This is a genomic window from Pseudomonas sp. p50(2008) (genome assembly GCF_015351605.1).
Lineage (GTDB): Bacteria > Pseudomonadota > Gammaproteobacteria > Pseudomonadales > Pseudomonadaceae > Aquipseudomonas.
Window position 1 is genome coordinate 162,046 of sequence record NZ_JACMYF010000006.1, and the last position, 13,573, is coordinate 175,618.

Genomic DNA, 13,573 nt, shown 5'->3' on the forward strand with positions numbered 1-13,573 from the left:
ACTGCATGTCGAAAGAAGACAGCTTCGAAATGGAAGGCACTGTCGTCGACACCCTGCCCAACACCATGTTTCGTGTGGAGTTGGAAAATGGGCACGTCGTAACCGCGCATATCTCCGGCAAGATGCGCAAGAACTACATCCGTATTCTTACCGGTGACAAAGTGCGCGTCGAGCTGACGCCCTATGACTTGAGCAAAGGGCGCATCACTTACCGCGCTCGCTAATCAAGTCAATACAAGACGCCCGGTTTATGCCGGGCGTTTTTGTTTGCGCAGAATTTGATTGGCAACGCCCCCCCGCTGTAGGAGTGAGCCTGCTCGCGATAGCGTCATATCAGCCAATATTAACTTCACTGACACACCGCCATCGCGAGCAGGCTCGCTCCTACAGGGATCGCGGTGAGGCGATAGACAGCAAAAAGGCGCCTTTCGGCGCCTTTTGCTTTGTTGCGATTAACGTCAGGCCATTTCTGCCGTGGTTTCGAACTCGAAGGTCAGCTCGCCATCCTTGAGGTCGATGTGTACCACACCGCCATGGTCGGCCAGTTCGCCAAAGAGAATTTCTTCCGCCAGTGGACGCTTGATCTTGTCTTGAATCAAACGCGCCATTGGCCGGGCACCCATCGCCGAATCGTAGCCACCGGCTGCCAGCCAGCTGCGCGCCGCGTCCGTCACTTCCAGCTGCACACGCTTGTCTTCCAGCTGCGCCTGAAGCTCCGTAAGGAACTTGTCCACCACGCTTTTGATGACCTCATGGCTGAGGCGACCAAACTGGATAATGGTGTCCAGACGGTTACGGAATTCTGGCGTGAAGCTCTTCTTGATCACTTCCATCGCATCGGACGAGTGGTCCTGATGGGTGAAACCGATCGAAGCACGTGCTGCAGTTTCGGCACCGGCGTTGGTCGTCATGATGACGATCACGTTACGGAAATCCGCCTTGCGCCCGTTGTTATCAGTGAGCGTACCGTGGTCCATGACCTGCAACAGCAGATTGAAGACTTCCGGATGCGCCTTCTCGATCTCATCGAGCAACAGCACGCAGTGAGGCTGTTTGGTGATGGCTTCGGTCAGCAGACCGCCCTGATCGAACCCGACATAGCCAGGAGGCGCACCGATCAGACGCGATACGGTGTGGCGCTCCATATACTCGGACATGTCGAAGCGAACCAGTTCGATACCCAATGCCTTCGCCAGCTGACGCGCCGCTTCGGTTTTACCGACACCGGTCGGCCCGGCGAACAGGAAGGAACCGACAGGCTTGTCAGGGGACTTGAGGCCGGCGCGGGACAGTTTGATCGCCGTCGACAGAGAGTCGATGGCAGCATCCTGACCGAACACCGTCAGTTTCAGGTCACGCTCAAGGTTGCGCAGCAGCTCTTTGTCGGAGCTGGTGACATGTTTTGGCGGTATACGCGCGATTTTCGCAACGATGTCCTCGACCTGAGGCACCTCGATACGTTTCACGCGCTTCTCGATCGGCTGCAGACGCTGGTAGGCACCCGCTTCGTCGATGACGTCGATGGCCTTGTCCGGCATGTGCCGGTCGTTGATGTAGCGCGACGCCAGTTCTGCAGCGGCACGCAAGGCCTCATCGCTGTATTCGATGTTGTGGTGCGCTTCGAAACGACCTTTCAGGCCGCGCAGGATACCGATGGTGTCTTCCACCGAAGGCTCCGACACGTCGACTTTCTGGAAGCGCCGAGCCAGAGCACGGTCCTTCTCGAAGATCCCGCGAAATTCCTGGAAAGTGGTCGAACCGATGCAACGGATATCGCCCGAAGACAGCAATGGCTTGAGCAGGTTCGAGGCATCCATGACACCACCGGACGCGGCGCCCGCACCAATGATGGTGTGGATCTCGTCGATGAACAGGATGGCCTGCGGACGTTTTTTCAGCTCATTGAGCAGCGCCTTGAAACGCTTCTCGAAGTCGCCACGGTATTTGGTACCGGCCAGCAAGGCGCCCAGGTCAAGGGAATACACCACGCTATTGGCCAACAGGTCAGGCACCTGGTTGTCGACAATGCGTTTGGCCAGGCCTTCGGCAATCGCGGTTTTACCCACGCCCGCCTCGCCCACCAGCAACGGATTGTTTTTGCGGCGACGCGCCAGAATCTGCGCGACACGCTCGACTTCCAGCTCACGGCCTACCAACGGGTCGATTCGACCCTGGCGCGCGAGTTCGTTGAGATTGCTGGCATAAGCATCCAGAGGATTGCCTGAAGATGAAGACTCACCGCCCTCGTCATCCTGCATATCTTGCTCACCTTCAGAGTGATCGCCATGCCCGGGCACCTTGGAGATGCCGTGAGCGATGTAATTGACGACATCGATGCGCGCAACGCTCTGCTGTTTCAGCAGGAACACTGCCTGACTCTCTTGCTCACTGAAGATCGCAACCAGCACATTGGCGCCGGTTACTTCGCGTTTGCCCGAGCTCTGTACGTGAAAGACAGCACGCTGTAGAACACGCTGGAAGCCCAATGTAGGCTGGGTCTCGCGGTCCTCGTCATGGACGGGGATCAACGGCGTGGTGGAGTCGATGAACTCCTGCAGATCATGCTTGAGTTTGTCGAGGTTTGCGCCGCAGGCACGCAAAACGGTGGCGGCAGCCTCATTGTCCAATAGGGCCAGCAGGAGGTGTTCGACGGTCATGAACTCATGACGCTTCGAACGGGCTTCCTTGAAGGCAAGATTGAGGGTGACTTCGAGCTCGCGGTTTAACATAGCTTCACCTCATACCCAAGTGGTCGGCGATTAACCGTCCTTCTCGATTTCACAGAGTAGCGGATGCTGGCTTTCCCTGGCGTACTGGTTGACCTGCATGGCCTTGGTCTCGGCGATGTCGCGGGTAAACACTCCACATACTGCCCGTCCTTCTGTATGGACGGCCAGCATGACCTTGGTCGCCAGCTCCCGATTCAGGTTAAAAAACACCTCGAGCACTTCGACGACGAAATCCATCGGTGTGTAGTCATCGTTGAACAAAACCACCTTGTACATCGGTGGTGCCTGTAAAGCAGGCTTAGCCTCCTGAACAGCAATGCCTGCAGAATCGTCGTCGTGTGTCCCCGGGTCTTGATGGAGAACCGGGCGATCCTGATTGAATGTTAGTCGAATCTGGCTGATTGCATGCATGGAAAGAAAGGTTCGTCAGTTGTGCGAATACAGTGGTGGGGGCGGTCATGGACGATTTCAACTCCGACTGCCTGGTCACCTTGACTATCGGCAAAACGGTGTTACAACCAATAGAGCCCACAGTGGGTAAAAAAGGTCCGCGGAGTCAATCTTATTTATGAGATTCGACTGCGGATGAACTGGATGATACTCCAGTGATGGAGTCTGTTGCAGAGGGAGTTGGGTATGTCAGGTGTGAAGGTCAGCGGCAAGGTGAAATGGTTCAACAACGCCAAGGGCTACGGTTTCATCAATGAAGATGGCAAAAGCGAAGACCTTTTTGCTCATTACTCGGCCATCCAGATGGACGGCTATAAAACCCTGAAGGCCGGTCAGGCTGTCGTCTTCGAGATCATCCAGGGACCCAAAGGGCTGCATGCCGTGAACATCGGCGCGCCTCAGTCTGTGGAGGAAGTTGCCTCGCCTGCCGAGCAACAAACCGTTACAGCTTAGTTTCGTATCCTCCCTCCAGACCGATCCCGAACTGGAATAAAAAACCGCCCGGCTCAATCACTCAAGCCGGGCGGTTTTTCGTTTCGTGCAAATGTTACATATGCGAAATCAGCGCATCACCGAACGCAGAGGACGACAGCAGCTTGGCGCCTTCCATCAAACGTTCGAAGTCATAGGTCACGGTTTTGGCGGAGATTGCGCCGTTGGTGCCCTTGATGATCAGATCGGCCGCTTCGGTCCAGCCCATATGGCGCAGCATCATCTCTGCGGACAGGATCAGCGAACCCGGGTTCACCTGGTCCTTGCCGGCGTATTTCGGCGCAGTACCGTGGGTCGCTTCGAACATCGCGATGGTGTCGGACAGGTTCGCACCTGGCGCGATACCGATACCGCCCACTTCAGCCGCCAGGGCGTCAGACAGGTAGTCACCGTTCAGGTTGAGGGTTGCGATCACGTCGTATTCGGCCGGGCGCAGCAGGATCTGCTGAAGCATGGCGTCGGCGATGGCGTCCTTGACGATGACGTTCTTGCCGGTTTTCGGGTTCTTGAACTGCATCCACGGACCGCCGTCGAGCAGTGTCGCGCCGAACTCTTCAGCCGCCACTTCGTAGGCCCACTCCTTGAAGGCACCTTCGGTGAACTTCATGATGTTGCCTTTGTGCACGATGGTCAGCGAGTCGCGATCGTTATCGACCACATATTGCAATGCTTTGCGCGCCAGACGCTTGGTACCCTGCAGGGACACCGGCTTGATGCCGATACCGCAGTTCTCGTCGAAACGGATCTTGGTAACACCCATTTCTTCTTTGAGGAATTTGATGACCTTGGTCGCTTCCGGCGAGCCGGCTTTCCACTCGATACCGGCGTAGATGTCTTCCGAGTTCTCGCGGAAGATCGTCATGTCGACGTCGCCTGGCTTCTTGACCGGGCTAGGGACGCCTTCAAACCAGCGCACCGGGCGCAGGCACACATAAAGATCGAGTTGCTGACGCAGGGCCACGTTCAACGAACGGATGCCGCCACCGACCGGCGTGGTCAGAGGGCCCTTGATGGAAACCACGTAATCCTTCACCGCGTCCAGGGTTTCCTGAGGTAGCCAGGTGTCCTGGTCGTAAACCTGAGTCGCTTTCTCCCCGGCGTAGACTTCCATCCAGGAAATTTTGCGATCGCCGCCGTACGCCTTCTTAACAGCAGCATCGACAACCTTGATCATGACCGGGCTGATATCAACGCCGATACCATCGCCTTCGATGAAGGGGATGATCGGGTTGTTAGGAACATTGAGAGAATGGTCCGCGTTGACGGTGATTTTGTCGCCGACTGCTGGAACCTGAATCTTCTTGTATCCCATGCTGAACTCCATTGTTTGGATTGAACATCTGGCTTAGTTCGAGCGTACCCCAGTTAAATCGGCGCGCAAACCCTATGTTCCAACCATCTGCCGCAAAGCTGCGCAGTTCGCAACGTACAAGCCTGAAAGCAAAGGGAAAAGCGCCAAACTCAAGCACGGTGCAAGACTCTACGCCCCACACTCCCCTGCGACCTTTAGACCAATGGACGATGTTCGTTACGTATGAACCATCGGCAGATTGCCAGCTACCTATGTATAATGCCGCCCGCTGACCACAGAGTCACGACGGCCGACCTCTCTAGCACGAGACTTTGGACCTGAAAAAGCAGGACTGTTACCGCAGTCCACCCGCTTGCCGCTCGACTGATGCACCCAACATCACCGCGCACAAAACTCGACATTCGGCTCATGGATGACTTTGAACGAACGCGCTTACCCGGCGCCCTTCGAGTTTCTGCGCACGCTTTAGCAAAGAAGAGAGAGTTAATCCGAATATGCCCACCCGCTCGAAGATCATCTATACCTTCACCGACGAAGCTCCAGCCCTCGCCACCTATTCACTGTTGCCTATCGTAGAGGCGTTCACGGCCTCGGCTGATATCGCCGTTGAAACCCGCGATATCTCTCTTGCAGGGCGCATCCTGGCCAGCTTCCCCGAGCAATTGGGTGACAAAGCCGTAGCCGACCACCTCGCCGAACTGGGCGACCTGGCCGTTACGCCTGAAGCCAACATCATCAAGTTGCCGAACATCAGTGCTTCGGTTCCGCAACTGCAAGCAGCGATCAAAGAGCTGCAAGCCCAGGGCTTCGCACTGCCGGACTACCCGGAAACCGTGACCACCGACGCCGACAAGCTCGCCAAGTCGCGCTACGACAAGATCAAGGGCAGCGCCGTAAACCCGGTACTGCGCGAAGGCAACTCCGATCGTCGTGCACCGCTCTCGGTCAAGAACTACGCTCGCAAGCACCCGCACAAAATGGGCGCCTGGGCTGCAGACTCCAAGTCCCACGTCGCGCACATGAGCACCGGTGATTTCTACGGCAGCGAAAAAGCTGCCCTGATCGACGCCGCTGACGCCGTCAAAATCGAATTGATCGCTCAAGACGGCACCACCACCGTCCTGAAAGAAAAAACCACCGTGCAAGCCGGTGAGATCCTCGATTGCGCGGTCATGAGCAAAAACGCTCTGCGCAGCTTCATTGCTGCCGAGATCGAAGACGCCAAAGCCAAAGGCGTGCTGCTGTCGGTTCACCTGAAAGCCACCATGATGAAGGTCTCCGACCCGATCATGTTCGGCCAGATCGTTGCCGAGTTCTATAAAGACGCACTGGCCAAGCACGCTGACGTGCTGGCACAGATCGGCTTCAACCTGAACAACGGCATCGGCGACCTGTACGCTCGCATCAAAGCCCTGCCGGCTGAGCAGCAAGCGCAGATCGAAGCGGACATCCAGGCGGTCTACGCCGTTCGTCCGTCGCTGGCCATGGTCAACTCCGACAAAGGCATCACCAACCTGCACGTGCCGAGCGACGTCATTGTCGACGCCTCGATGCCAGCGATGATCCGTGACTCCGGCAAGATGTGGGGCACCGACGGTCAGCTGCACGACACCAAGGCCGTGATCCCGGATCGTTGCTACGCCACGATCTACCAGGCGGTGATCGAAGACTGCAAGGCTAACGGCGCCTTTGATCCGACCACCATGGGCAGCGTGCCTAACGTCGGTCTGATGGCGAAGAAAGCCGAAGAGTATGGCTCGCACGACAAGACTTTCCAGATCAAGTCGAACGGCGTGGTTCGGGTTTCCGACAGCGCTGGCCGTACCTTGCTGGAGCAGTCGGTTGAAGCCGGCGACACTTTCCGCATGTGCCAGACCAAAGACGCGCCGATCCAGGACTGGGTCAAACTGGCCGTCAACCGTGCTCGCGCCAGCGCCACTCCAGCCATTTTCTGGCTAGACCCGATGCGCGCCCACGATGGCGTCGTGATCGAGAAAGTTCAGGCTTACCTGAAGGATCACGACACCACCGGCCTGGACATCCAGATCATGGCGCCAGTCGACGCGATGAAGTTCACCCTGCAGCGCACCCGCTCCGGCCTCGACACCATCTCGGTGACCGGCAACGTACTGCGCGACTACCTGACTGACCTGTTCCCGATCATGGAACTGGGCACCAGCGCCAAGATGCTGTCGATCGTGCCGCTGATGAACGGTGGCGGCCTGTTCGAAACCGGCGCTGGCGGTTCGGCTCCGAAGCACGTTCAGCAGCTGCTGGAAGAGAACTTCCTGCGCTGGGATTCCCTGGGCGAGTTCCTGGCCCTGGCCGCTTCCCTTGAGCACCTGGGTGTGACGTACAACAACCCTAAGGCGCTGGTTCTGGCCAAGACCCTGGATCAGGCCACTGGCCAGTTCCTGGACAACAACAAGTCGCCATCGCGCAAAGTCGGCAACATCGACAACCGCGGCAGCCACTTCTACCTGGCGCTGTACTGGGCACAAGCCCTGGCGGCCCAGACTGAAGACGCTGCACTGCAAGCGCAGTTTGGCGAGCTGGCCAAAACCTTGACCGAGAACGAAGCAACCATCGTTGCCGAACTCAACGCCGTTCAAGGCAAGCCAGTGGACATCGGCGGTTACTACCACGCCAATGCCGACTTGATCAGCAAGGCCATGCGTCCAAGCAACACCTTCAACACCGCGATCGCTGCACTGGTGTAAGGTTGTAAAGATGCAAAAAAGCCCCGGCCCAGTGCCGGGGTCTTTGTTTGCTGGCTTCGCAATTTCCTGTAGGAGTGAGCCTGCTCGCGATAGCGGTATACCATTCAACATCTTTGGTGACTGACATTGCGCTATCGCGAGCAGGCTCACTCCTACATTTGATCGTGTTTCAACATTGGAATCCGAGGAAGCTTTATGGACTGGAAACCCCACATCACCGTCGCCACCATCGTTGAAGACAACGGCCGCTTCCTGATGGTCGAAGAGCACAAGCACGGGCGCAACGTGCTCAACCAGCCCGCCGGCCACCTCGACCCGAACGAAACCCTGATCGAAGCCGCCGTACGCGAAACGCTGGAAGAAACCGGCTGGGACGTCGAAGCCACCGGCGTGGTCGGAATTTACCTGTATACCGCACCCAGCAACGGCGTGACCTATCAACGGGTTTGCTTCACTGCAAAACCGCTTAAACACCACCCCGATTATCAACTGGACGACGGCATCGTCGGCGCCAAGTGGCTGACGCGGGACGAATTACTGGCGCAGCGCGAAAACTGGCGCAGCGAGCTGATCATCCGTTGCATCGATGATTATCTGGACGGCCAGCACTTCGGCCTCGGATTGATCCGCCCTTCTCTTTAGCCTTGTGGCCTTGAGCCTGCTAGAATCGCGTCCTTTTTCAAGACACTCATTGAATCCCTATGCGTGATCCAGCCCCTTCTGATACACAAAAGAAGCGCGTCATTGTCGGCATGTCCGGCGGCGTGGACTCTTCCGTTTCCGCCCTTCTGTTGATCGAGCAGGGTTATGAGGTGGAAGGCCTGTTCATGAAGAACTGGGAAGAAGACGATGGAACGGAATACTGCACCGCCATGGACGACCTGGCGGACGCCCAGGCCGTGTGCGACAAGATTGGCATCAAGCTGCACACCGCCAACTTTGCCGCCGAGTACTGGGACAACGTGTTCGAGCACTTCCTGGCCGAATACAAGGCCGGTCGCACCCCGAACCCGGACATCCTCTGCAACCGCGAAATCAAGTTCAAGGCGTTCCTCGACTACGCCATGATGCTGGGCGCCGACCTGATCGCCACCGGTCACTATGTGCGCCGACGTGACGTTGACGGCCGCACCGAGCTGCTCAAGGGCCTGGACCCTAACAAGGACCAGAGCTACTTCCTGCACGCCGTGGGCGGTGAACAGATCGCCAAGACCCTGTTCCCGGTCGGCGAGCTGGAAAAACCTGAAGTGCGCGCGATTGCCGAGAAACATGATTTGGCTACCGCGAAGAAAAAGGATTCCACCGGGATCTGCTTTATCGGCGAACGCCGCTTCAGTGATTTCCTCAAGCAATACCTGCCCGCCCAGCCGGGTGAGATCAAGACCACCGAAGGTGAAGTCATCGGTCGTCACCATGGCCTGATGTACCACACCATCGGCCAGCGTCAGGGCCTGGGCATCGGCGGCTTGAAAGACGCCAGTGACGAACCGTGGTACGTGCTGATCAAGGACCTGGAAAACAACGAGCTGATCGTTGGCCAGGGCAATGACCATCCGTACCTGTTCTCCCGCGCCCTGCTCGCTTCGGACATTTATTGGGTCAACCCGATCGACCTGTCCGGGCCGCGCAAACTGACCGCCAAGGTCCGTTATCGCCAGAGCGACCAGCCCTGCACCCTGGAAAAGACCGAAACCGGTTACCGTGCGACCTTCGATGACCCGCAACGCGCGGTCACCCCAGGCCAGTCCGTGGTGTTCTACGACGGTGAAATCTGCCTCGGCGGCGGCGTGATCGAAGTGGCCGAGCCGTGGACGAGCAAAGGCCAGGCTCAATGAACCCGACCCAGGAACAACTGACGGCGTTGGGCGGCGTGTTTCTCGCCGCCGTATTGGTCGACAAGATCGCCAAGACGGGGCAAACCAGCGAAGCAGGCCTGACCTGCATGCTCGGCAGCCTGTTGATTCGCGACCCGAAGGACACGCTGGAAGTGTACGGCGGCGACGACCTCAATCTGCGCGAGGGCTACCGCGCATTGATCGGCGCGCTGGAACGCGATCCGAGCACCCTGCAACGCGAGCCACTGCGTTACGCCCTGGCGATGCTCGGCCTCGAGCGTCAGCTGGCCAAGCGCGAAGACATGCTCGAAGCGATTGGCAAGCGATTGCCGCAGATCCAGTCACAGGTCGAGCACTTCGGCCCGGCGCACGAAAATGTCATCGCCGCCTGTGGCGCGCTCTACCAGGACACCCTGAGCACTCTGCGCCAGCGGATCCAGGTGCATGGCGACATGCGCAACCTGCAGCAACCGAGCAACGCTTCGAAGATCCGCGCCCTGTTGCTGGCCGGCATTCGTTCTGCGCGGCTGTGGCGGCAGTTGGGCGGCCATCGCTGGCAGCTGGTGATCAGTCGTCGCAAATTGCTTAAAGAGCTTTACCCGCTGATGCGCAGCAGCTGAACCGCGCCCGCAACATCGCTTTTTGTCTGTAACGCGTAATACGCCGGTCAGTTGGCAACGGACCGGCGGACTTTTTCATGTATGATACGCGCCCCATTTCGTTGCCCGACTGTCCGAGAACACCCCATGCAGCTTTCTTCGCTCACTGCGGTTTCCCCTGTTGACGGCCGCTACGCCGGCAAAACCCAGGCCCTGCGCCCAATTTTCAGCGAATACGGCCTGATCCGTGCTCGCGTTCTGGTGGAAGTGCGCTGGCTCCAGCGCCTGGCCGCTCACCCCGCCATCAGCGAAGTGCCGGCGTTTTCCGCCGAAGCCAACGCTGTACTGAACACCCTGGCGGAAAACTTCGCGCTCGAGCACGCCGAGCGCGTCAAAGAGATCGAACGCACCACCAACCACGACGTTAAAGCCATCGAGTACTTGCTCAAAGAGCAAGCCGCCAAGCTGCCTGAGCTCGCCGCTGTCAGCGAATTCATCCACTTTGCCTGCACCAGCGAGGACATCAACAACCTGTCCCACGCCCTGATGCTGCGCGAAGGCCGTGATGATGTAATGCTGCCACTGATGCGCCAGACCGCCGAAGCGATCCGCGAACTGGCCATCCGCTTCGCTGACGTACCGATGCTGTCGCGCACCCACGGTCAACCGGCCTCGCCGACCACACTGGGTAAAGAGTTGGCGAACGTGGTTTACCGTCTGGAGCGTCAAATCGCTCAGGTCGCTGCCGTTCCGCTGCTGGGCAAGATCAACGGCGCAGTGGGCAACTACAACGCTCACCTGTCGGCTTACCCTGAAATCGACTGGGAAGAAAATGCTCGCGCCTTCATCGAAGACGAGCTGGGCCTGGGCTTCAACCCGTACACCACCCAGATCGAGCCGCACGACTACATTGCCGAGCTGTTCGACGCGATCGCCCGCTTCAACACCATCCTGATCGATTTCGACCGCGACATCTGGGGCTACATCTCCCTCGGGTATTTCAAACAGCGCACCATCGCTGGCGAAATCGGTTCGTCGACCATGCCGCACAAGGTCAACCCGATCGACTTCGAAAACTCCGAAGGCAACCTGGGTATCGCCAACGCACTGTTCCAGCACCTGGCGAGCAAACTGCCGATTTCCCGCTGGCAGCGCGATCTGACCGACTCCACCGTGCTGCGCAACCTCGGTGTCGGCTTCGCCCACAGCGTGATCGCCTACGAAGCCAGCCTCAAAGGCATCAGCAAACTCGAGCTCAACGCGCAGAAGATTGCTGCCGACCTCGATGCCTGCTGGGAAGTGCTGGCCGAGCCGATCCAGACCGTGATGCGTCGCTACAACATCGAAAACCCGTACGAAAAGCTGAAAGAATTGACCCGTGGCAAGGGCATCAGCCCTGAAGCACTGCAAACTTTCATCGATGGCCTGGACATGCCTGCCGCCGCCAAGGCCGAGCTGAAATTGCTCACCCCGGCGAACTACATTGGCAACGCTGTAGACCAAGCCAAACGCATCTGATCGACCGCTGTACCCGTTTGAGACGCCCGGCAGCGCCGGGCGTTTTTATTCCCGTCTGAAAAGTGCTTTTTTTCAATAGGTTACACATGAATCCTGACATTCCTCTTCAACTTCTGGGCGGCATCACGGCGCGCGAATTCCTGCGTGACTACTGGCAGAAAAAACCGCTGCTGATCCGTCAGGCGATCCCTGATTTCGAAAGCCCGATCGACGCCGACGAACTGGCCGGCCTGGCGCTGGAAGAAGAAGTTGAATCGCGCCTGATCATCGAGAACGGCGAGCGCCCTTGGGAAATGCGTCGCGGCCCGTTCGCCGAAGACGAATTCAGCAAGTTGCCGGAAACCGAGTGGACTCTGCTGGTTCAAGCCGTTGACCAATTCGTGCCAGAAGTCAGCGAACTGCTGGAAAACTTCCGCTTTCTGCCAAGCTGGCGCGTCGACGACGTGATGATCAGCTTCGCCGCCCCCGGCGGCAGCGTGGGTCCGCACTTCGATAACTACGACGTGTTCCTGCTGCAAGGTCACGGCAAGCGCAACTGGAAAATCGGCCAGATGTGCGATTCCGAAAGTCCGCTGCTGCCACACGCCGACCTGCGCATCCTCGCTGACTTCGAAGCCACCGATGAGTGGGTACTGGAGCCAGGCGACATGCTTTACCTGCCACCGCGCCTGGCCCATTGCGGCGTTGCGGTTGACGATTGCATGACCTACTCGGTCGGCTTCCGCGCCCCAAGCGCCTCTGAAGTGCTGACTCACTTCACCGACTTCCTCAGCCAGTTCCTGACCGACGAAGAGCGCTACACCGATGCCGACGCGCTGCCGGCGGTCGATCCGCACCAGATTCAGCACGACGCCCTTGATCGCCTGAAAGCCTTGCTGGCCGAGCACATGAGCGATGAACGCCTGCTGCTGACCTGGTTCGGCCAGTACATGACCGAGCCGCGCTACCCGGAACTGGTGGTGGGCCCGGAAGAAATCGAAGAAGACGACCTGCTCGCCAGTCTCGAAGAAGGCGCGATCCTGATCCGCAATCCGAGCGCGCGCCTGGCCTGGTCCGAAGTAGATGACGACCTTCTGCTGTTCGCCAGCGGCCAGAGCCGTTACCTGCCGGGCAAGCTGCGCGAGTTGCTGAAGATGATTTGCGCCGCCGATGCGCTGCACGCCGAAAACCTCGGCGAGTGGCTGAGCGATGAAGACGGTCGCGGCCTGTTGTGCGAACTGATCAAGCAAGGAAGCCTGGGGTTTGCTGATGAATAAAATCCACGTTCGTGTCGCAGACTGGCAAAAGGACAACGCCGAGATCCGGCGCATTCGTGAGACGGTGTTCATTGCCGAGCAAACCGTTCCACCTGAGCTGGAATGGGACGCCGATGATGCGACTGCGGTGCATTTTCTGGCCTTCGAAGGCGACTTTCCAATTGGCACCGCCCGCCTGCTGCCCGATGGACACATCGGCCGGGTTTCGGTTCTCAAGGACTGGCGTGGTTTGAAAGTCGGCGATGCGCTGATGCAAGCAGTGATCGGTGAAGCTGAAAAGCGCGGCCTGAAGCAGCAGATGCTCAGCGCCCAGGTGCAGGCCACAGCGTTCTACGAGCGCCTGGGGTTCAGCCTGGTCAGTGAGGAGTTCCTGGAAGCAGGGATTCCGCATGTGGACATGGTGCGTCACTCGGCATAACACCTGGTGTTAGGGGATTAATCTGTGGCGAGGGGATTCATCCCCGTTCGGCTGCGCAGCAGTCGCTAAACCATTGCATGCGGTAATCCTGATGTACCGTGGTTGGAGTTTTTGGGGCCGCTTCGCGACCCAACGGGGATAAATCCCCTCGCCACAGGAACACCACAAAACGCCCCGCCATCTCCGGATGCCGGGGCGTTTTGCTGTCTGCGATTCAACTAGCGCCACTGAGGGCCGACAAACT

General features: G+C 58.4%; 12 protein-coding genes. 9 read left to right on the forward strand and 3 right to left on the reverse strand.

Annotation, left to right across the window (positions count from 1 at the left end; genetic code table 11):
* The first annotated feature begins 5 nt into the window (after window positions 1-5).
* On the forward strand, window positions 6-224 hold the full coding sequence (gene infA / locus H7698_RS18015; protein ID WP_002553999.1) for a translation initiation factor IF-1: 219 nt from the start codon (window positions 6-8) through the stop codon (window positions 222-224).
* A gap of 234 nt (window positions 225-458) precedes the next feature.
* Here the strand turns inward: infA and clpA are convergent, their stop codons facing one another.
* Both clpA and clpS read right to left on the reverse strand, forming a co-directional pair.
* Window positions 459-2,729 carry an ATP-dependent Clp protease ATP-binding subunit ClpA gene (gene clpA, locus H7698_RS18020; RefSeq protein ID WP_007946437.1) on the reverse strand — a complete coding sequence of 757 codons (2,271 nt, stop codon included), beginning with the start codon at window positions 2,727-2,729 and terminating at the stop codon, window positions 459-461.
* Window positions 2,730-2,759: 30 nt separating this feature from the next.
* Window positions 2,760-3,140 carry an ATP-dependent Clp protease adapter ClpS gene (gene clpS, locus H7698_RS18025; protein WP_162438548.1) on the reverse strand — a complete coding sequence of 127 codons (381 nt, stop codon included), beginning with the start codon at window positions 3,138-3,140 and terminating at the stop codon, window positions 2,760-2,762.
* Window positions 3,141-3,365: 225 nt separating this feature from the next.
* On the opposite strand from clpS, the gene cspD reads away from it, so the two are divergent.
* Window positions 3,366-3,632 carry a cold shock domain-containing protein CspD gene (gene cspD, locus H7698_RS18030; protein ID WP_194692349.1) on the forward strand — a complete coding sequence of 89 codons (267 nt, stop codon included), beginning with the start codon at window positions 3,366-3,368 and terminating at the stop codon, window positions 3,630-3,632.
* 94 nt (window positions 3,633-3,726) lie between these two features.
* Here the strand turns inward: cspD and icd are convergent, their stop codons facing one another.
* Window positions 3,727-4,983 (reverse strand): NADP-dependent isocitrate dehydrogenase, encoded by a 1,257-nt coding sequence (gene icd, locus H7698_RS18035; RefSeq protein WP_162438550.1) that lies wholly within the window; start codon window positions 4,981-4,983, stop codon window positions 3,727-3,729.
* Between the two features lie 494 nt (window positions 4,984-5,477).
* Here icd and H7698_RS18040 point away from each other — a divergent pair, with 494 nt between their 5' ends.
* From H7698_RS18040 to H7698_RS18070, 7 genes are all read left to right on the forward strand, one after another.
* Window positions 5,478-7,703: an NADP-dependent isocitrate dehydrogenase gene (locus H7698_RS18040; protein WP_162438551.1), complete on the forward strand. Its 2,226-nt coding sequence runs from the start codon at window positions 5,478-5,480 to the stop codon at window positions 7,701-7,703.
* A 195-nt stretch (window positions 7,704-7,898) separates the two neighbouring features.
* On the forward strand, window positions 7,899-8,345 hold the full coding sequence (locus H7698_RS18045) for an NUDIX hydrolase (protein WP_194692350.1): 447 nt from the start codon (window positions 7,899-7,901) through the stop codon (window positions 8,343-8,345).
* Window positions 8,346-8,404: 59 nt separating this feature from the next.
* Entirely contained in the window at window positions 8,405-9,538 is a 1,134-nt protein-coding gene (gene mnmA / locus H7698_RS18050) for a tRNA 2-thiouridine(34) synthase MnmA (protein WP_162438553.1), read from the forward strand.
* Entirely contained in the window at window positions 9,535-10,158 is a 624-nt protein-coding gene (hflD, locus tag H7698_RS18055; RefSeq protein ID WP_162438554.1) for a high frequency lysogenization protein HflD, read from the forward strand. Before mnmA ends, hflD begins: the two co-directional genes overlap by 4 nt.
* Before the next feature lie 126 nt (window positions 10,159-10,284).
* Window positions 10,285-11,655 carry an adenylosuccinate lyase gene (gene purB / locus H7698_RS18060; RefSeq protein ID WP_162438555.1) on the forward strand — a complete coding sequence of 457 codons (1,371 nt, stop codon included), beginning with the start codon at window positions 10,285-10,287 and terminating at the stop codon, window positions 11,653-11,655.
* A gap of 86 nt (window positions 11,656-11,741) precedes the next feature.
* A complete protein-coding gene (locus H7698_RS18065) occupies window positions 11,742-12,911 on the forward strand; it encodes a ribosomal protein uL16 3-hydroxylase (protein ID WP_194692351.1) in 1,170 nt (389 codons plus the stop codon).
* On the forward strand, window positions 12,904-13,329 hold the full coding sequence (locus H7698_RS18070) for a GNAT family N-acetyltransferase (protein WP_162438557.1): 426 nt from the start codon (window positions 12,904-12,906) through the stop codon (window positions 13,327-13,329). Before H7698_RS18065 ends, H7698_RS18070 begins: the two co-directional genes overlap by 8 nt.
* The last annotated feature ends 244 nt before the right edge of the window (window positions 13,330-13,573 follow it).